Raw genomic sequence first — 20,500 nt, 5'->3', positions numbered from 1 at the left:
AATACCGCTTAGAAACGATCCAATACGCGTTCATTGATAGTGATTTCATGGCGGTCACGCACGCTTGCTATCCAACGCGCAAAGCGCACAGCTCCTTTGGCTTTAAGCGTCTCATCACGCACCTTACCAGACTCAGCTGCAAACACTTGATCATCCGCATGTTCAACTTGTTTTACAAATACCACAGAAATACCTGCAGATGTAGGGATAACATGGTTCACCCACTGTCCTTCAGGTATACCAAATGAAGCGCGCAAAACAGAACTACTTAGCCATGCAGCAGCATCACCATCACCGTTGCTACGCACGGGTTTAGATGTGAACATAGGTTGTCCAAACTCTTGTGCCAAAGCTTGAATGTTTTTACCTTCTTGTGCTGCACGTAAAATGTTTTCTGCTAGGTCTTGCGCCTGTTTTGCAGCTAAATCATTGGTTACATCCGCATAAACACGTTTGACCACTTCTGCATAATCCATGGTTTTCGGATTGATACGCTTAAGAACCTCTAAAGCAACAAAGTGACCATTGTCTACTTCTGTAATTTCAATCGCATCACCAGGCATGGCAGTGAAAGCCTTTTTCTTCAGTTCATCATATGCGCCCAATAGAGGATTCGCCAATACATTTTCCGTGCTCAACTGCCCTAGTTTTTGTACAGGTAGGTTTACACTTGCAGCAGCAGCTTGCAGCGAGTCTTCCATACCCAACGCATTGTCTAGGTCTTGCGATAAACGGTAAGCTTCATCTACCGCTGCTTCTCTACGCAATTCATCTTTTAGTTTCGCACTCACTTCTGAAAGCGGTTTCACATCTGCAGCTTTCACATCATTCAATTGAATCAAATGAAGCCCAAACTGGGTGCGTACCACATCGCTGACTTCACCAACCTTCAACTGGTCAAATACCACTTTATCAAATTCAGGAACCATGGCACCACGTGAGAAATAGCCCAAATCGCCACCCTGCGAAGCTGTCACGTCATCAGAAACATCTTTTGCCACAGCAGCAAAGCTTTCACCTGCATCAATACGCTTCTTGGCAGCTTCAATTTTTGCTTGTGCAACTTCAAGCACGCCTTGAGAAGCATCTTTGGCTACACGCACCAAAATATGTGATGCTTTACGTTTTTCTGGCGTACCAAATTCAGATTGCCGCTCGGCATAAGCTTGCGCCACATCTTCATCACTAATACTTACTTCATCCATCAAATCTTTTGCATTAATATCTACAACTTGCAATTCAACCTTTAATGGTGACTGATATGCTGAGGTATGCGAGTCATACCATTCTCTTGCTTGTTCATCACTCACTTTGATTGCAGGTTTCAAAGATTCAGGGTTTACAATCAATGCAGCCAACACCCGCTTCTCAAAAGAGGCATTAAACCTCGCTTTTACTTCGGCATCACTCACTGAAGCCGATTCAACAATCGCCTTTTGCAAAGTATCAATCATAATACTTTGGCGCAGATACTTTTCATAATCACGTGCTGAAGCGAAACCCATTTGACGTACTAAAGCTTCATAACGCCCTGTGCTAAACTGATTGGATTCACGAAATGCAGGGTTACTTTGCACCGTTGCCAACACTGCTTCATCAGGCACAACCAAACCAAGGTTTTGCGCTTCAAGTAACATCAAACGGCGGTTTACCATGGTTTGAATGGTTTCATTTTTAACGCCCAACTGCTCAGCCAATTCTTTGCTAAACTTGTCTCCCAACATATTGGCATATGTTGCTAGCTGACGTTGATATGTAGTCGCAAAATCTACATCATAAATGGCTTCACCATCAATTTCAGCAACCGCTTCAACTTGGTTTCCTGTGAAATAATCACCAATTCCCCACAAAGCAAAGGATAAAATAATTGCACCAAGAATAACCTTAGCCATCCAGCCTTGTGCATGTTTACGCATTGATTCAAGCATCTAAAACCCCAGTAAAAATTCTGTGAAGGCGCAAGGTAAAGAAGCAAGCTATATTTCGCAAGGTAATTCCCCTAATCCACGGAGCAAAATGTAATTCTTTTATGACATATCAAGAAAAAACACATGAATCTATTTTAATATTTAAAAGTTTCATATATGCTGACTACTTGATAGTCAGGAGGCGACATGCGTTTTTTCTGGGGTATTCTATTTGCACTTATTATCGCAAATACAGCATGGGCAAATAACAGCCGTACCAGTGTTATATTAGCGGAAGTAGATAACTTGTGGCGTGGTTCATCATCACATGCGATTGCCACCTTAAAAATACAAACCCAGCATTACAGCCGAACCATGACTTTGGAATTATGGTCTAAGGGCAAGGAAAAGAGTCTGACCAAGGTACTCAAACCTTTGCGCGAAAAAGGCACCATCACTCTCAAGTCAGGTAATTATATTTATACTTACCTTCCCAAAACAGACCGTACCATTCGTTTGAGTAGCGGCATGATGATGGGGGCTTGGATGGGTAGTCATCTCACCAATGATGATTTGGTTAAAGAATCACGTTTGGAAGATGATTTTGATGCAGAAATCAGCTTTGAGGGCAAACGAAACGGGCAGAACATCATTGAATTCACACTTTTACCCAAAGAAGCTGCGGCTGTGGTATGGGGTAAAATTATACTAGAAGTCGAAGCAGAACGCCATTTGCCCATTCGTGAAATCTTTTATGATGAAGACATGCAGGTATCCCGCACATTTACCTTCACTGGCTTAAAAAAAATGGCAGGTAAAATTCGACCTTCTATTATGCACATCGTGCCAGCGGACAAACCCGATGAATTCACGGAGTTTATCTTTGAAACATTAACCTTAAATGTACCTATAAATGATAGTTTTTTTAACAAATCAGCACTCAAGCGGCACAAACGCTAAATATGCATATCCTGCAATTATCACTGCGTAATACAGGGCGAAATAAACAACGCACAGCAGTCACCGTGTTATCCATGGCATTTGCTTGTGCCATTATGATTTTGTTCTCCAGCATGATGGCAGGCATGATTCAAGGCAGTGAACGACAAATTGTTGAAATGAATATGGGGGACATTCAAATTCATCAGCAAGGTTATCGTGATGACCCTGATATTTATAAACGTATCACCGATACCGCACATATCTTGCAACAGTTGGCGCAACAAGGCATCAGAGCCGCACCTCGGTTGTATGCTTTTGGACTGATGGCAACCCATGGTACATCTTCAGGCGCACATATTCGTGGCATTGATATGCAACGTGAAAAAACGGTAACCAAACTGTATCAACATGTGGCTGTGGGTAGCTGGTTGGATGAAGCCAAACCTAAAGCTGTGGTTTTGGGCAAAAAAATCGCTGCGACTTTGGGGGTAACCATTGGTGATGAGCTAATTTTTGTCGGGCAAAGTGCTGATGGTTTTATGGCGAATGATATTTTCTTCGTGCAAGGTATTCTTAAAGTGGTATCGGATGATATCGACCGTTCGGCAGTATTTATGGCAGAACAAACTTTTCGTGAACTCATGGCAATCCCCAGTGGGGCGCATGAAATCGTGTTGCGCCGCCCCAGCCCACAAACCGATTTAACACAACTCACCACGCAAGTACAAAATCTTGTACCTGAATATGAAGTTAAAAACTGGAAAGAGCTGATGCCTGCTATCGCACGTTTGTTGGAGACCGCTGATATTCAAAGTTTGATTATGATGAGTATAACCTATATCGCTGTGGCGACCATCATTCTTAATGCCATGCTAATGACTGTATTTGAGCGCATGCATGAGTTTGGCATCATGAAAGCCATCGGTGTGCGCCCTTGGCAGATTGTGCGTCTGATTTATGCCGAAACTCTGATTCAAACATTGTTGGCATCTGCCATTGCGCTGATAGCTGGCTGGTGGGTCGCCCATTATTTTTCCATACACGGTATTGATATGTCAGCCATCATGGACGGCTCTATATCTATGGGTGGGCTTGCCTTTGACCCTGTTTGGTACACTTACGTCACCTATGAATCTTTATTTACCCCCATTGTATTTTTGATTGCCATGGCGATGGTTGCCGTGATGTATCCCGCATGGAAAGCCGCATGGATGAAACCCATCGATGCGTTGCATTACCGCTAAGGGGTTACCATGAAACTCAATCAACTGGCATTTCGTAATATCTTCCGCCGCAAGCGCCGTACCTTTATCACGGCATTTTCTGTGGCTTTTGGTGTGATGTTATCGGTAACATTCACAGGCACTGGTGATTACACCTACACCAATATGATTGATTCAGGTGCCAAAATGGGCATGGGACATGTCACCATTGAGCCACAAGAGTATCAAAATAAACCTACGCTAGATAAACGCCTGCATCACATTGACGAAATCTTGCAACAAACACGCACTTTGGATGCTGTTGCCAGTGCTGTACCACGTATCGTGGGCCAAGCCATGTTTGCCAGCGCCAACAAAAGCATTGGTGGTGCTTTTATTGCCATCAACCCTGCACTTGAACATGCCAACAACAATTTGTTCATCAAAAGTTTGGTGAAAGGAAAAATATTTACTGCGAACAGCAAACGCGGCATTGTCGTGGGCAACAAACTTGCCAAAAATCTACGCCTCAAATTGGGTAAAAAGCTGGTTTACACCACCACCGGTGTGGATGGTGAAATCATCAGCCATATTGCAAGGGTCACGGGTGTTTTTCATACAGGTGTGGATGCTATTGATGGTAACATGGTGCTTATGCCTTTAAAAAGCACCCAGCGCGCTTTGGGTTACACCACAGATGAAGTATCTTTGATTGCCATATTGATTCATGACCAACGCAAAGCAAACCTTGCTCGCGACATGATTCGCATATTACCCAGCGTCCAAAATTATACTGTACTTAGCTGGCATGAAAGCCTGCCTGATTTGGCAGGTATGATTGCTATGGACAAAAGCATCAATTATATCAGTCAATTGTTGGTTGGTTTACTTATTGCCGCTGGCATATTCAATACCATGCTCATGGGTGTATTGGAGCGCCGGCATGAGTTTGGCATGATGATGGCAGTGGGTTTATCACCCAACACCTTATTCAGACTGGTCATGGTCGAATGTTTTTGGCTGGCATTATTGGGGCTTATTTTTGGCATCATCATCACCGCACCATGGTATTATTTTCTTTACCATTACGGCATTGATTTAAGTACAAGCATGAGCAATGACTTCACCTATGGTGGTGTCTTGATTGACCCTCTATTCAAGGCGCGATTGTTCCCCGAAAGCGTTGTTTTCATCTTAGGTTCGGTATTTACGCTTGCCATGCTTGCTGGCGCATATCCCGCTTGGAAAGCAGGCAGGACACCACCCATTGAAAGCCTAAAAACGATTTAACAGGAGTGAATATGTCCGATATTTTAGGCAAAGAACAACCCATTGTTCGCTTGGAACATGTGAGCAAGAGCTATTTACAGGGCAAAGTGAAGGTTCATGCCGTCAACGATGTTTCACTGGATATTCAAAAAGGTGACTTCACCGCACTTTGCGGTCCTTCTGGTTCAGGCAAAACTAGCTTGCTCAATCTTATTGGTGGATTGGATGTGCCTGATGCAGGCAGTGTATGGGTCGATGGTGTGGACTTAGCATCATTAAGCCGTACCGAACTTGCCGAAGTTCGAAAAAACCGTATTGGTTTTGTGTTTCAGGCGTACAACCTGATTCCTGTGATGACAGCTTATGAAAATGCTGCCTTTGTGCTTGATTTACAAGATGTTGCTGAAGCAGAAAAACACCATTTCGTGATGCAGGTGCTCAAAGATGTAGGGCTTGAAGGTCTTGAACAACGCAGACCCGATGAAATGTCTGGCGGACAGCAGCAGCGTGTTGCCATTGCTAGAGCCATCGTCACCCACCCTGCTATTGTGCTTGCTGATGAACCCACAGCCAATGTGGACTCAGAAACAGCCAAATCGCTACTGCAAATGATGGCAGATTTAAACGAAAAGCAAGGTATCACTTTTTTATTCTCCACCCACGACCAACAAGTGATGGATAAAGCACGCCGCATAATTCAGGTACATGATGGAAAAATCGCAAGTGATACCACAGCATAATGTTTCGTATATCTATCTTGATTGCCTTGATTATCACCCATATTTCTGCGAGTTATGCGTTTTATGTTTCAGAAAATGACATGCTCAGCCAAGAAGCGCGTGGTTTACTCTTGCTTGGCAGCGGCGTGATAGATTCGGATACTTCACACTTCTTATCCACACGATTGATGTATGACATCAATGCCGACAACTGGCATGTCGAATACCAACAAATATGGCAACAGACATTTTTTGCCAACATCGATACATACCAAACCAAAGCAGACCGACTTAATATCAGCTACAGCAATGATAACGTCTACCTCAAAGCTGGGCGACAAGCCATTAGCCTTACCACCACCTTCTTTTTTAGCCCCAATGATTTTTTTGCACCTTTCACTATCCAAAGTCTAAACCGTGATTTCAAACAGGGTGTAGATGCTTTGTATGCCGAAACACCGTTGGGTGAACTTTCTCAGCTCTCTGCTGTATGGGTTAACAACCGTGATGAAGATATACCCGCCTCATCCATATTACGCTTTGAATCTGTCTTTTCCAACATCAGTTGGATGGTATTGGCAGGTGAAATTCATCAGACTTCTTTACCAACCCAACAAGTCTTGGGCGGTAGCATACAAACGGATCTGGGCAACCTTGGCATTCGCGCCGAAGGACATGTAAGCACCCAAAACAAGAAAACTTCAGCCGAATGGGTGTTGGGTTTGGAACAGCGTTTATCCTCTGACATCACATTAAGTGGAGAATGGTTTAATCATGGCGCTGCCTTTCCAACACCACATTTGCCCTACACAGGTAAACAATACCTAGCATTGGCGTTAAACTGCCAGTTCACCCCCCTACTCCTAGGCAATTTCAGCATTATCAAAAACATAAATGACCAATCCCAACTGGGTACAGCATACATCAACTATTCATTGTCCAATGAAAGTACGCTTAACGTGTCCATTTTATTACCATCAGGTAAAACACTCTCTGAGTTTACGACTTACCCTAAATTGTATGCTTTGGATTACCAAATCTATTTTTAACGGTACTGTTTTTTTCCGTGTTTCAACAAATGATTGGGAACTTTTGCCCCCAAAGCGCGTTTTTTTTCCAACTTCTTGCGCTGTGCATCTTTAAGCGACATGCCCAAATGGACTTCCCCACGTTCTTTGGCAAGCTGTTCTTGTTTGTGCCGTTCTTCCAAACGGCGTTGTTTTTCTGGCGTAAGCACATCATAACAACGCGAGCAACATACACCTTCGCGATAATGTCCACTCTGCCTATCTTTAGTGCTTAGTGGCCATCGGCAGCCGCGACAAAGCTGGTGTTCACCTTGTTTTAGCCTATGTTTAACGGCTGTTCTGTCATCAAATACGAAACATTCACCTTCCCATAAACTTTCTTCTTCGGGTACTTCTTCCAAATATTTAAGAATACCACCTTTGAGGTGATAAACCTCTTCGTAACCTTGCTGCAACATAAATGAAGATGCTTTTTCACAGCGGATGCCGCCTGTACAAAACATCGCCACTTTTTTATGTTTTTGTGGGTCACAATTTTTTTCCACATATTCGGGAAACTCACGAAAGGTGTCTGTTTTGGGATCAATCGCACCTTTAAATGTACCAATTTCATATTCATAGTCATTACGCGTGTCCAACACCAGTACATCAGGGTCAGAGATAATCGCATTCCAATCCTCAGGGTCAACATACGTACCCACGCATACATTGGGGTTCACCCCATCAATACCAATGGTCACAATTTCTTTTTTCAGCTTCACCTTCATACGATAAAAAGGTTTATCATCTGTGTATGATTCTTTGTGTTCCAAGGCTTCTAAACGTGGGTCACTGCGTAAATAAACCAACAACTCATCAATATCCTGCCTTGAACCAGCCACCGTGCCGTTGATGCCTTCATTAGCCAGCAACAACGAGCCTTTAATACCATGCCCATCACAAAATACCTGCAATGGCTCACGCATATCCCTAAAGTCTTCTAAAGTCGCAAAATGATAAAGTGCAGCTACTACGGTTTTCATTGGTTCACCTTTAATCCATAAATCGAGGCGGGTAATATTAACATGTCATTTCCGCTTGTCTAAAACTGTAGTTCATTGACCTAGGTATTACCAAATTAACAACTTACAAATATAGCTGCTTAATTCGTTACGTAGAATGGTTTAACCATATTAGAATTTATCAAAGAAATGACATTCAGCGTAATAAAAGAAGCCGTTAAAATAAGGATGGCTGTGCAAGTAGCTTAGCAATCGGCGCAAATGTTTTGCGATGAATAGGGCAAACACCATATTGTTTGAGTGCATCCATATGCGTTTTGGTGCCATAACCTTTGTGTTTGGCGAATTGGTATTCTGGATACTGATAATCATAAGCTCGCATCAGGCGATCTCGCACAACTTTTGCCATGATAGATGCTGCGGCTATATGTTGCACACTATCATCACCACCAATAATGGCTGTGGTGGGTGCCGGCATATGATTAGGCACGCGATTGCCATCCACTTCTATGCTTGTAGGATGCACATCCAAAGCTAACACGGCTTTACGCATAGCTTTCATGGTTGCATGCAAAATATTTAACTCATCGATTTCACTTAAACTTGCCTGTGCCACAGCATAACTCACCGCATAATGTTTAATATGGTGATAGAGCTTGAGTCGTTTTTTTTCTGATACCTTCTTGGAATCTCGGTATTGCCCGTAATATGGGTCATCTGGCGATAAAATGACCGCTGCTGTAACCACTGGTCCCGCCAATGGACCACGTCCTACTTCATCCACACCAGCAATCATAACTTATACTCAACACGGCTTAAAACCAGCACCATGAGCCCTGCGCCTATGGTATCAGCAAACCAATCCCAAACATCGGCATCACGCCCATCAATAAACGATTGATGATACTCATCAGACACACCATATAAACTACAAAAAAGCACTGAAAACAAAGCAAGCCAAAGCTTCACTTTAAACTTGTATACAAACACCCGCCAAACCAAAAGACCCATGATGGCATATGCTGTCATATGAATGATTTTGTCTTGATGCTCGAATAACATTGGCATGGGCAACGTTGGTTGATGGGATAAATAAAATATAAACCCGCAATACAACAGTAAAACAATACGGTCTTTGTATAGATGAAACAAAGTTACACCTCAAAAAAAGACCGACATGAGATCCTCATGTCGGTCATATAAGCATAAATATGAAATTAAACGAAACCAGCCAGTGCCAATTTGCATATTTGCATCACAGGGTCTGGGTACAAACCAATGGCAACAATAACAATGGTTGAAAATACGACAGTGGCTTGCAATGGAACACTCTTTGCAAAATTAAAACTTACCCGCTCTTCATCAAAGTACATGTATTTAACAATACGGATATAATAAAATGCACCAATGGCTGAGAACAACACACCCAAAGTCGCCAGTACAATATGACCTTGTTCAACCACAGCCATAAATACTGCGTATTTTGCCCAGAAACCACCAAGGAATGGAATACCTGCCATAGAGAACATCAATAGTCCCATAGCTAATGCGTAACCTGGACGTACTTTCGATAAACCTGCAAAGTCATCCAATAATTCACCTTGAATATCATCCCGACGCATCATGATGATAATGGCAAATACACCCATGGTCATAAACAAATAAATGGTCATATAAGTCATAATCGCTGTGTAACCCTGTATTGTGCCAGCAATCATACCCAAAAGAATGAAACCAACATGGCCAATGGTAGAGTATGCCAACATGCGTTTGATATTACGCTGGACAATCGCAGCAATATTACCCACTGCCATAGACAATACAGCAAAGAAGATAAGGATCGGTGTATATTCAGCCTGCAAACTTTGAAAAACTTCTTCCACAATTCGCATAAAGACTATCAGACCTGCAACTTTGGGTGCAACCGACATAAATGCTGTAATTGGCGTTGGTGCTCCTTCATAAGCATCTGGTGTCCACATGTGAAATGGTGCAACAGACACTTTAAATGCCAACCCAGCCAAAACAAACAACATACCAGTTAATACAGCTAGGCGTTCATTATCACCAGTTCCTGCAATAATATCACCCATCTCTGCAAAGAAGAAACTTCCTGTTGTCCCGTATAAAAATGTTAAACCATACAGCAACATACATGATGATAATGCGCCAAGGATAAAGTATTTTAATGAAGCTTCTGTAGAGCGAAGCACATCACGTTGATAACCCACCAAGACATACACCGACAATGCCATTAGTTCTAGACCAAGATACATAATCACGAAGTTATTTGCCGACACCATCAACATCATACCTAAGAGTGCAAATAACATCAGCGTATAATATTCACCGACATTAGCTAAATCTTTAATATAGTTCAATGAAAGTAACATACCAAAAACTGTAGCAGTAATCATTAATAACTTGGCGTATGTGGAAAGCGGATCCAACAAAAAGTAACCATAGAATGTATGCTGATGATCAGAACCAGACACAGAAAGCAATGTAGCACCAACAGCCACAAGCGAGACAATAGCTGTCCAAGCCACAATATTTTGTCGTGATTTGGAAATAAACACACTCATCATTAATGTGACCATACCCATCACTGCTAAAATAATTTCAGGAAGGATAAGCTCCAAATGTTGTGGAAACGGGAAAGGAAAAACGACCTCAGTCATAATATATTAAACCTCAGTGTGTTACGGCGTTTAACGCCGTTGAATGTTCTATCAATGCTGTTGCAGCATCAAGTTTACTTGTTGTTGCTTGTTCAACCAAATGAGCAACTGATTCATGCAATAAATCCAAAACAGGAAGTGGATAAAAACCAACCCATATTGTTAAAATAATAAGCGGTGCAAACAGTGAAAACTCACGGAATGTAATATCTGTCATGGATTTCACACTGTCCTTAATAGCATCACCCATAATCACACGTTTATACATCCAAAGTGTATAACAAGCAGATAACACAACACTTATTGTTGCGGCAATCGCAATCCATTTGGCTGAAATCACTAAAGCTGATGGGTCTGCAGCGAATGTGCCTATCAATACCATAATTTCGCCAATAAATGCCGATGAACCTGGTAATGCAATGTTTGCCATAGAGAAAAGAAGCATAATCACGGCGAATACAGGCATGACATTGGCAACCCCGCCATAATCACTGATTTCACGCGTATGCAGTCTGTCGTACATTACACCCACGCAAAGGAAGAGCGCTGCTGCAATAAAGCCATGAGAAATCATACCTATTACTGCACCTTCTAACGCTTGTTGGGTGAACACAAATGTCCCCAGTGTCACAAATCCCATATGTGCGATAGAGGAATATGCAATCAGGCGTTTCATATCCCTTTGCATCATCGCTACCAATGAAATATAAACAATCGCTACCAAACTTAAACCAATCATCATAGGTGCAAAATATTGTGAGGCATCGGGAAGCATAGGCAGTGAAAAACGTAGGTAACCATATGCACCCATTTTCAATAAAATACCAGCTAGAATCACCGAACCTGCTGTCGGCGCTTCGGTATGCGCATCAGGCAGCCATGTATGCACGGGCCACATGGGTACTTTTACCGCAAATGCAATAAAGAACGCAATGAAAATCCAGAACTGCCATTGGAAGTCAAACTTGTAGTTCATCAAGTCTAGCATGCTGAATGTGTGTCCAGCTTCAAAATACATCGCCAACAAGGCAACCAACATCAATACCGATCCAGCCAAGGTATATAAGAAAAACTTGAGTGTAGCATAAACGCGGTTTTTACCGCCCCACACACCAATCATTAGATACATAGGAATAAGTAATGCTTCCCAAAAGAAATAAAACAACATCACATCCAATGCTGAAAACACACCGATTAAGGTTGTTTCTAAAATCAAGAATGAAATCATGTATTCTTTCACACGTGTTTGAATACATTTCCAAGCAGACCCAATACAAATAATAATCAACAGACCAGTTAACACGATGAACGGCATAGAAATACCATCCACACCCAAATGATAATTGATGTTTACTGCTGAAATCCAAGGGTGGAATTCTTCAAACTGCATATGCGATGTAGTTTTATCAAAGCTGAAAATAAGGGGTAGCGTAACAATAAATGTTGCGACTGAAGTCAGCAATGCTGCCCAGCGAACCATATTATCATTTTTAATAAACAGCCAAATGATCAATGCCCCAAATGTTGGCAAAAAGATTGCCAACGATAAAATTGGGAAATCGAGTACGTTATACAATTCCATGACTAACCTGCTCCCCTTACGCGTTTAACATCAAGAATGTTAGTAAACCGAACACTCCGATGACCATAGCGTAGGCATAATGATAAACCCTACCCGTTTGGATATTTTTCAATAATGCTGAACCGTTTTTAACTGTACCTATGATACCACCATGAATAATTCCCTTATCAATCACAGCCAAATCACATTTTTGCCAAAAGAACGTACCAAGTGCACGAACAGGGCGAACAATGATCACATCATATAACTCATCCCAGTACCATTTGTTCAATAAGAACTGATATAAACCAGGAAATGTTTCAGCCAATTTTGCAGGCAACTTATTTTCTCTAAAGTACATATAAAACGCAGTACCAATACCAGATAGTGCAAGAACAAGCGCACCATACTCTAACCAAAAGTGTGAATGGGTATGATCTTCCTCAAGAAGCTCTAATTTCAATAGCGGGTTATGCTCTTCTGTTACAAACAATGCATCTCGGAAAAAGCCATGAATGATTTCAGGATTCGCCATATCTAACACATAATAACCCCACATACCTGCACCCACCGCACCTACAGCCAATATTAAAAGTGGCACGGTAATCACTTTTGGTGATTCATGTAGATGTGCTTTGGTTTCAACAGGCACACGGTCACTATTATGGAATGTTAGTAGGAACATACGGAACGTATAAAAGGCAGTCATAAACACACCTGACATCAGTGCCCAGTATGCCACATTACTTACCCAGCCCATATCGCGAACTGCCGCAGCTTCAATGATTAAATCTTTAGAATAAAAACCACCAAAAGGAGGGATACCAGATAGTGCTAAACCTGCAAGAAGCATGGTGATATAAGTAATCGGCATATACTTACGCAATTGACCCATTTTACGAATATCTTGATTAGCCATCACAGCATGAATCACAGAACCTGCACCTAAAAACAACAGTGCCTTAAAGTAGGCATGTGTCATCAAGTGGAAAATACCTGCTGAATAAGCCGACACACCACATGCCACAAACATATAACCCAGTTGCGAACATGTTGAGTATGCAATCACACGTTTAATATCTGTTTGTACCAGACCAATCGTGGCACACATAAAGGCTGTAATCGCACCAACAATAATCACTACTGCCAAAGCCGTTTCTGAATATTCAAACATCGGTGATAAACGTGCCACCATAAATACACCAGCAGTTACCATAGTCGCAGCATGAATCAATGCCGAAATAGGTGTAGGACCTTCCATGGAATCGGGTAACCAAACATGTAACGGCACTTGACCTGATTTACCCATAGCACCCACAAACAAAGCCAAGCAAACAAATGTAATGGTATCAATTTCCCAACCCAAGAAGTGCATGGTAGCTGCAGAATCAACCAATGCTGGAACTGCGGCAAATACTTCACGGTAATCCACCGTACCAAAGTAGTACCACACTGCCAAAATACCAATCGCAAAACCAAAGTCACCCACACGGTTCACAATAAATGCTTTCATTGCAGCCGTAGTTGCAGATTCGCGCTTAAACCAAAAGCCAATCAATAAATACGAGAACAAACCAACAGCTTCCCAGCCGAAGAATAAAGTGAAAAAGCTATTACCCATCACTAAAATCAACATCGAGAACGTAAATGCAGAAATATAGGAGAAGAACCTTGGATAGCCTGGGTCGCCGTGCATATAACCAATGGTATAAATATGCACACATGCCGACACCACTGTCACTGTAACCATCATGATTGCAGTCAATGGATCAATCATCATGCCAATATTTACAACCAAATCACCCGATGCTATCCATGTCCAAAAATTACCATAAAACTCTGCACCAGCTAATACTTTAATAAAAACATCGATGGACAGAATCGCCGATAAAATCACAGAACCTGATGTAACTAAATGGCTAAGCGTATCCTTGAGTAGCCATCCAAATAAACCCGCTGCTAGTGCGCCAATCAAGGGAAGCAAAGGAATTGCTAATAATTCCGCTTGATTCAACGTCATATGAGTTGTTTCTAACACCATGAACTTCCCCTCTTATCCTTGTAACGTATTGATGTCTTCAATCGCAATCGAGCGACGTTGACGATAATACGCAACCAAAATAGCCAAACCAACAGCAACTTCTGATGCTGCAACAGTCAAAACGAAAAATACGAATATCTGACCACCAATATCACCCAAAAAGTGTGAGAATGCTGCAAAATTAATATTCACAGCAAGCAGCATTAATTCGATACACATTAAAATGGTAATGACGTTCTTTCGGTTCAAAAATAAACCCACAATGCCAATACTAAATAAGGCTGCACCAACTACGAGAAAACTAGATAAAGGAACCATTACATACTCACCTTAGTTAAACGATCTTCTTTGCGAACATTCACTTGTTTTGAAATATTTTGGTATTTTGCATCTTTACGCTCACGAAGCGTTAATACAATCGCACCCACCAAAGCAACCAACAAAATAATCGCTGCAATCTCAAAACCCAGTAGATATTCCGTATACAATACTTTACCGATTTCAACAGTGTTATTCACTTCTGCCCCAAGGTGACCTGTCATTGCCATATCACCACTACTAAACACACCACTTGTCGAAGCTGCCACCAACTCAACAAACAAGATTAGAGCAATCATGCCACCGACGGGTAAATACTGTAACCAACCCTCACGTTTCACTGCTTGGTTGACCTCAAGCATCATCACCACAAACATGAAGAGCACCATCACAGCACCCACATAAATGAGGACAAGAATAATACCCAAAAATTCAGCATCCAACAAAAAGAACAAACCCGATGCATTAAAGAAACACAAAATAAGCCACATCACTGAATGCATAGTGTTGGCGGATAAAATCACACCCAACGCAGCAAACACAGCCAAGCCGCCAAATAAATAAAAGAATGCAAGTTCTAACATATTATCTCCACTCCCTTATTGATAACGTGCATCAGCAGCTAAATTGTGTGCAATTTGAGGTTCATATCTATCCCCAACATCCAGCAACATATCTTTAGTGTAATACAAAGCAGCCCGAGTTTCAGATGCATACTCAAACTCTTGTGTTTCTACAATAGCATCCACAGGACACGCTTCTTGGCAAAATCCGCAGAAAATACATTTGGTCATATCAATATCGTAACGCGTGGTACGGCGCGAACCATCATCACGCTCTTCCGATTCAATAGTAATCGCCAAAGCTGGACATGTGACTTCGCATAACTTACAAGCTATACAACGTTCTTCACCACTTTCATAACGACGCAAAGCATGCAAACCACGGAAACGTGGTGACAATGGCGTGCGTTCTTCAGGGTATTGAATCGTAATTTTCTTTTTAAACAAATAGCGACCTGTAAGTGCTAAACCCAGCACAAGTTCCCAGAGCAACCATGTTTTTAACTGTCGTTTAATCCAATTCATCTCTTATCTCCAAGGCTGATAAAAGCCAATCGCATCACTAATAAAACTTAGGCTTTCACTCAAATCACCTGCATACGTGGCAAAACCAACAACGGCAATCCATGACAAAGTCCATGGTAGGAATACTTTCCAACCCAAACGCATCAGTTGGTCATAACGATAGCGCGGGAAGGTCGCACGGAACCAAATAAAAACAAAAATCAAAAAGGATGCTTTTGCCAACAACCATACCGTACCAGGAATAAAGCCTAAGAATTCAAAAGGTGGATACCAGCCGCCTAAGAACATAATCGAAGTCATCAATGAAATCAAAATCATAGCGCCATATTCAGCCAAAGAGAATGTGGCAAACCACATGCCTGAATACTCAACAAAGAAACCCGCTACAAGTTCAGCTTCACCTTCAGGTAAATCAAAGGGTGAACGGTTGGTTTCAGCAGCACCTGAAATAAAGAATACAATAAACATAGGGAATAATGGAATAAAATACCAATGCAACAAACCACCCTGTTGTCCATGAACAATATCTGTTAAACCCAAACTTCCCGCTAGAATCAATACACATACAATAGAAAAACCCATCGAAATCTCATATGAAATCATTTGTGATGTCGAACGAATCGCGCCAATCAATGCATACTTCGAGTTGGATGCCCAACCCGCCATCAAAATACCATAAATCGATAAACTTGAAATCGCCATCACATACAATACACCAACATTCAAATCGGCAATCGCCATCACATGTGCTGTTTCCCACAAGCCAAACATTGTTGTCTCACCAAAAGGAACCACAGCAAATGCCAACAATGCAGGCATCAAAGCCATGACGGGTGCTGCCACAAATAAGAACTTATTCGCATTTGTTGGGATAATCGTTTCTTTCAAAAAAAGCTTCAACCCATCAGCTAATGGTTGCAACAAACCATAAGGTCCAACACGGTTACAGCCTTGACGGACTTGAATCCAACCAATAATCCTACGCTCAGCATAAGTAATATAAGCAACAGAGAGTGCAACAGGCACAACAATCGCCAAAATCTCTAGAGCCCAAATGCCACCTTGAATGGCCATATCCAACCAAGTCATGATTGACCTCCCTGCAAATCAACACTGGTTTCACCAGACAAGTCACCCGCTACACCGCGCTTAGCCACAAACAAAACACCAGGGGACACATCTTCTCGTGTACCAATCACAAAAGATTCGGTACCCGTATTGGACAAAACAGTTAACTCACCCTGTTCCAAACCAAGTTCCTTTAAAGTTTCAGGGTGTACAATTAAATCATCCAAAGCATGAATACGACCAGCTTCACTTAATAATTCAGAAGCACGCGCCCATGCTCCTTCGCGATACATAGAATATCTACTCACCACATCCAATGCTTTAGCTGCATTCAAAATTGCCATGTTCGGTAATGTTGCGCCTTTATTACGCTGTGAAGGAATGAATACTGATTTGGCGCTCTCACCAGCCCAAACATCAGCTAGCGCAGCACATGACGGTGCACGCTGAGTAATTGCCTCACGGACTTCATCCAAGTTAACTGCAGGAACATCGTGACCCAAGGCTTGTGCCAAACGCATCATCACTTTCCACATTGGACGGTCTTCACCAAGTGAACGCAAGGGGCTCTCGGCAACCCTTACTCTACCTTCCATGTTGATAAAGGTACCTTCAACTTCAGAATACGCTGAAGCAGGCAACTGTACGCTTGCATACTGACCCATATCTCCAGAAATCGCAGCCACTTGAACCAAGTCAACTTTTTCCAAAGCTGCTTTTGCCTGACGAGAAAACAAACCATCACCCACAGGGTCACTGCCAACAAGAAGCAACGTATCCAACTCGCCTTGACTTGCTGCATCAAACAATGCACCAGCAGAGGTACGAACGTCACCAAACACATCAGATAATAACTGCGCATTCATGCCCTCAGGCAACAAATTGCGACCATCTTTGCCAACTTCAGTATGGCCTGCAGCACGCATCAATAAATCCAAACCATGAATCAGTGCCGCAGCATCCTCGTGGCAACGAATTTCTTCACCGACAAGCATAGCACATGAATCCGCAATCAAAGCATCTGCCAACAACTTGCCTGCGTCATGCCTAGCATCAACTTTGGCAACCCATGCATCCATGCCAGCAGCAAGTTTACCCAGCTCAGTCAGCTGCACCATGGCACTGGCAATCACAGCATGCCAATCACGTGGACGAATCAAAGCATCAACAGCAATATCCGCATTGGTACGGTAATGCATAGCACCGATACGTGTAATGGGATTGCCCGCATTGGCACGCTTGCGTAAACGTTGCATCAAAATTGGCAAGCGCTGACGTATATCCGAACCAAGAATGACGACTTGGTCAGCCTTTTCAATTGCCTTGGTGGACATCGACAAACCTTCCTCAAAAGCAAAGGGGCGTGTATCTCTACGGTGCAGCTCAAAAGCCACTTGTGCATCAGCAAAGGCTGTGTCACGTAGCAAACGAATCGCTGTTAATCCTTCCACACTCCAATCTGGTGAAAAAACAATGCCAACACGTTTACCTTTTAAAAGTGAGACAGCTTGTTCAATCGCATCATCCCATGATGCATCAGCCAAGTCTTTTCCTTGGCGCACACGCGGTTTTAACAAGCGGTTATCTGAGCGGAATGCATCATAAACATAACGTCCACGATCACAAATCCATGGCTCCACACCACCCTTAGCTGGGCGAACACGCATCACCTCATCATTTCGAGATTCAATTTCAATATCGCAACCTTGTGGGCACTGCGTACATGTGCTCTTGTGCTTTTTCATTTCCCAAGGGCGAGACACATCATGCGATGGTTTATCCAACAATGCACCCACAGGGCAAATATCACTTAAATTACCCGAAAGCTCTGATTCCAAGGCATCTTCAACAATACCTTCAATCAACATATGATCACCGCGATTTAATACGCCCATATCACCTGTGCCAGCAATCTCATCAGCGAAACGAACACAACGCGTACAGTGAATGCAGCGGGTCATACAAGTATTCACAAATGGACCCAAATCTTTATCCGATGGAATGCGTTTTGCCTCGGTGTAACGACCTTTGCCCTCACCATGTTCAACGGCATAGTCTTGCAATTTACATGCCCCACCTTGGTCACATACAGGGCAATCCAATGGGTGATTAATCAGCAAATATTCCATGATCATCGCACGGTCTTTCTCAAGACCTTCAGAATGCGTAACCACCTTCATACCTTCAGCGACGGGTGTACAGCATGATGCGGCGGGTTTCGGCCAGCCTTCAACCTCAACCAAACACATGCGACAGTTTGCAGCCACGGATAACTCGGGGTGATAACAAAAATACGGAACATCCACACCATGTTCGCGACAAGCTTCTAAAATGCTAGTGCCCGCAGGAACTGTCACTTCTTCGTCATTAATAAACAACTCTGTCATGATGATTTCTCCGCCTGCTCTTCTTTAAGCTTTGCTTCAACTTCTTCAGGGAAGTGTTTTAACATAGACAATACTGGCGCTGCCGCTCCCTCAGCCAAGGCACAGATTGTGCGACCTGCCATATGTGTTGAAGCATCTTTTAATACTTGAATATCAGCGTGTGTACCTTCGCCAGCATCCACGCGAGTCAAAATACGCTCTACCCAACCCGTACCTTCTCGGCACGGTGTACATTGACCACAAGATTCATGGGCATAAAAATGTGCCAGTCTGCGTGTCACAGCAACAACATCCGCCGTTTCATCCATGATAATAATGGCACCGGAACCCAAAAACGAACCTGCTTTCATAATATCATCATAAGTTAGCGGCACATCATAATGCTCGCCCATCAACCAAGGCGTTGACGAACCACCAGGAATAATCACTTTAGGCACTGTTCCATGCTGCAAACCACCACAAAAGTCTTCAACCAACGTACGTAATGAAGTACCCATGGGCACTTCATAGTTACCCGGTTTATTCACATGACCTGATACTGAAAAGATTTTGCAACCTGTATTGTTTGGCTTACCAATGGCTGCATGCCATGCTCCACCATGCTCTAAAATTGCTGGTACAGTCGCGATTGTTTCCACATTATTCACCACCGTTGGGCAGCCATAAAAACCTTCAACTGCAGGAAATGGTGGTTTAAATCTAGGACGACCCGATTTGCCTTCCAAAGACTCAATCAAAGCTGTTTCTTCACCACAAATATACGCTCCTGCGCCACGGTGCATCAGCAAATTCATGGAAAAACCAGTACCCAAGATATTATCACCCAAAAGATTGGCAGCATAAGCTTCTTCAATGGCTGCACACATCACATTGTACTCGTGTAAAAACTCACCACGCACATAGATATACGCATCTTTTACGCCGAGCGCAAACCCCGCCATAATCATGCCTTCAATCAACAGATGTGGGTCAAAGCGCATAATATCACGGTCTTTAAATGTGCCCGGCTCACCTTCATCTGCATTGCACAATAAATACGTCGGTTTACCTGTATTACGCGGCACAAACGACCACTTCAAACCTGTAGGGAAACCTGCACCACCACGACCGCGAAGACCTGAAGTTTTCACTTCATCAATGATTTTCTCCGCATCAAACTCTTTTAAAACAGTAGGTAAAAATGCATAAGCACCATGTTTTTTAGCCACCTCAAGCTTATGCATATTTTCAACTTCGATATTATCAAAACAAATACGTTGTACTTTTTTAGGATCAGAAGAAATCATAA

The 20,500-nt window shown here is 42.6% G+C and carries 18 protein-coding genes; 5 read left to right on the top strand and 13 right to left on the bottom strand.

Going from position 1 to position 20,500, the window contains the following annotated elements; translation table 11 throughout:
- Positions 1-8 precede the first annotated feature (8 nt).
- On the bottom strand, positions 9-1,928 hold the full coding sequence (locus DM09_RS06345; protein WP_038248820.1) for a SurA N-terminal domain-containing protein: 1,920 nt from the start codon (positions 1,926-1,928) through the stop codon (positions 9-11).
- 186 nt (positions 1,929-2,114) lie between these two features.
- Here DM09_RS06345 and DM09_RS06340 point away from each other — a divergent pair, with 186 nt between their 5' ends.
- Genes DM09_RS06340 through DM09_RS06320 form a run of 5 tightly spaced genes read left to right on the top strand, consistent with a single transcriptional unit; the run spans position 2,115 to position 7,088 of the window.
- Positions 2,115-2,867: an outer membrane lipoprotein-sorting protein gene (locus tag DM09_RS06340; RefSeq protein WP_038248818.1), complete on the top strand. Its 753-nt coding sequence runs from the start codon at positions 2,115-2,117 to the stop codon at positions 2,865-2,867.
- A 2-nt stretch (positions 2,868-2,869) separates the two neighbouring features.
- Positions 2,870-4,093, top strand: coding sequence for an ABC transporter permease (locus DM09_RS06335; RefSeq protein ID WP_232507776.1), 1,224 nt, complete (start codon positions 2,870-2,872; stop codon positions 4,091-4,093).
- A 9-nt stretch (positions 4,094-4,102) separates the two neighbouring features.
- Positions 4,103-5,341 (top strand): ABC transporter permease, encoded by a 1,239-nt coding sequence (locus DM09_RS06330; RefSeq protein WP_038248816.1) that lies wholly within the window; start codon positions 4,103-4,105, stop codon positions 5,339-5,341.
- An 11-nt stretch (positions 5,342-5,352) separates the two neighbouring features.
- Complete coding sequence (locus DM09_RS06325) at positions 5,353-6,060, top strand: ABC transporter ATP-binding protein (RefSeq protein ID WP_038248812.1); 708 nt, start codon at positions 5,353-5,355, stop codon at positions 6,058-6,060.
- A complete protein-coding gene (locus DM09_RS06320; RefSeq protein WP_038248810.1) occupies positions 6,060-7,088 on the top strand; it encodes a hypothetical protein in 1,029 nt (342 codons plus the stop codon). Before DM09_RS06325 ends, DM09_RS06320 begins: the two co-directional genes overlap by 1 nt.
- On the opposite strand, the gene trhO is transcribed toward DM09_RS06320, so the two are convergent.
- From trhO to nuoF, 12 genes are all read right to left on the bottom strand, one after another.
- The gene (gene trhO, locus DM09_RS06315) at positions 7,085-8,089 is read right to left on the bottom strand and encodes an oxygen-dependent tRNA uridine(34) hydroxylase TrhO (protein WP_038248808.1); all 1,005 of its coding nucleotides are present in this window, start codon (positions 8,087-8,089) and stop codon (positions 7,085-7,087) included. The genes DM09_RS06320 and trhO overlap by 4 nt on opposite strands.
- Positions 8,090-8,285: 196 nt before the next feature.
- Entirely contained in the window at positions 8,286-8,864 is a 579-nt protein-coding gene (gene rnhB, locus DM09_RS06310; protein WP_038248805.1) for a ribonuclease HII, read from the bottom strand.
- Positions 8,861-9,220, bottom strand: a complete 360-nt coding sequence (locus DM09_RS06305; RefSeq protein ID WP_051938248.1) for a VanZ family protein — start codon at positions 9,218-9,220, stop codon at positions 8,861-8,863. Before DM09_RS06305 ends, rnhB begins: the two co-directional genes overlap by 4 nt.
- A 65-nt stretch (positions 9,221-9,285) precedes the next feature.
- Complete coding sequence (gene nuoN, locus DM09_RS06300) at positions 9,286-10,749, bottom strand: NADH-quinone oxidoreductase subunit NuoN (protein WP_038248802.1); 1,464 nt, start codon at positions 10,747-10,749, stop codon at positions 9,286-9,288.
- Positions 10,750-10,762: 13 nt separating this feature from the next.
- A complete protein-coding gene (locus tag DM09_RS06295) occupies positions 10,763-12,331 on the bottom strand; it encodes an NADH-quinone oxidoreductase subunit M (protein ID WP_038248800.1) in 1,569 nt (522 codons plus the stop codon).
- A 16-nt stretch (positions 12,332-12,347) separates the two neighbouring features.
- Positions 12,348-14,351, bottom strand: coding sequence for an NADH-quinone oxidoreductase subunit L (gene nuoL / locus DM09_RS06290; RefSeq protein WP_232507775.1), 2,004 nt, complete (start codon positions 14,349-14,351; stop codon positions 12,348-12,350).
- 12 nt (positions 14,352-14,363) lie between these two features.
- Complete coding sequence (gene nuoK, locus DM09_RS06285) at positions 14,364-14,669, bottom strand: NADH-quinone oxidoreductase subunit NuoK (RefSeq protein WP_038248797.1); 306 nt, start codon at positions 14,667-14,669, stop codon at positions 14,364-14,366.
- Positions 14,669-15,253 carry an NADH-quinone oxidoreductase subunit J gene (locus DM09_RS06280; RefSeq protein ID WP_038248794.1) on the bottom strand — a complete coding sequence of 195 codons (585 nt, stop codon included), beginning with the start codon at positions 15,251-15,253 and terminating at the stop codon, positions 14,669-14,671. Before DM09_RS06280 ends, nuoK begins: the two co-directional genes overlap by 1 nt.
- Before the next feature lie 15 nt (positions 15,254-15,268).
- Positions 15,269-15,757, bottom strand: a complete 489-nt coding sequence (gene nuoI / locus DM09_RS06275) for an NADH-quinone oxidoreductase subunit NuoI (RefSeq protein WP_038248791.1) — start codon at positions 15,755-15,757, stop codon at positions 15,269-15,271.
- 3 nt (positions 15,758-15,760) lie between these two features.
- Positions 15,761-16,846 (bottom strand): NADH-quinone oxidoreductase subunit NuoH, encoded by a 1,086-nt coding sequence (gene nuoH / locus DM09_RS06270; RefSeq protein ID WP_038248788.1) that lies wholly within the window; start codon positions 16,844-16,846, stop codon positions 15,761-15,763.
- On the bottom strand, positions 16,843-19,212 hold the full coding sequence (nuoG, locus tag DM09_RS06265) for an NADH-quinone oxidoreductase subunit NuoG (protein WP_038248785.1): 2,370 nt from the start codon (positions 19,210-19,212) through the stop codon (positions 16,843-16,845). The genes nuoH and nuoG overlap by 4 nt, the downstream gene beginning before the upstream one ends.
- Positions 19,209-20,498: an NADH-quinone oxidoreductase subunit NuoF gene (gene nuoF / locus DM09_RS06260; RefSeq protein WP_038248782.1), complete on the bottom strand. Its 1,290-nt coding sequence runs from the start codon at positions 20,496-20,498 to the stop codon at positions 19,209-19,211. Before nuoF ends, nuoG begins: the two co-directional genes overlap by 4 nt.
- Positions 20,499-20,500: the final 2 nt, after the last annotated feature.

Origin of the sequence: Ghiorsea bivora (genome assembly GCF_000744415.1) — a bacterium.
Lineage (GTDB): Bacteria > Pseudomonadota > Zetaproteobacteria > Mariprofundales > Mariprofundaceae > Ghiorsea > Ghiorsea bivora.
Note: the sequence above shows the minus strand (reverse complement) of the source record. Positions and strands in the feature narration are given on the sequence as shown.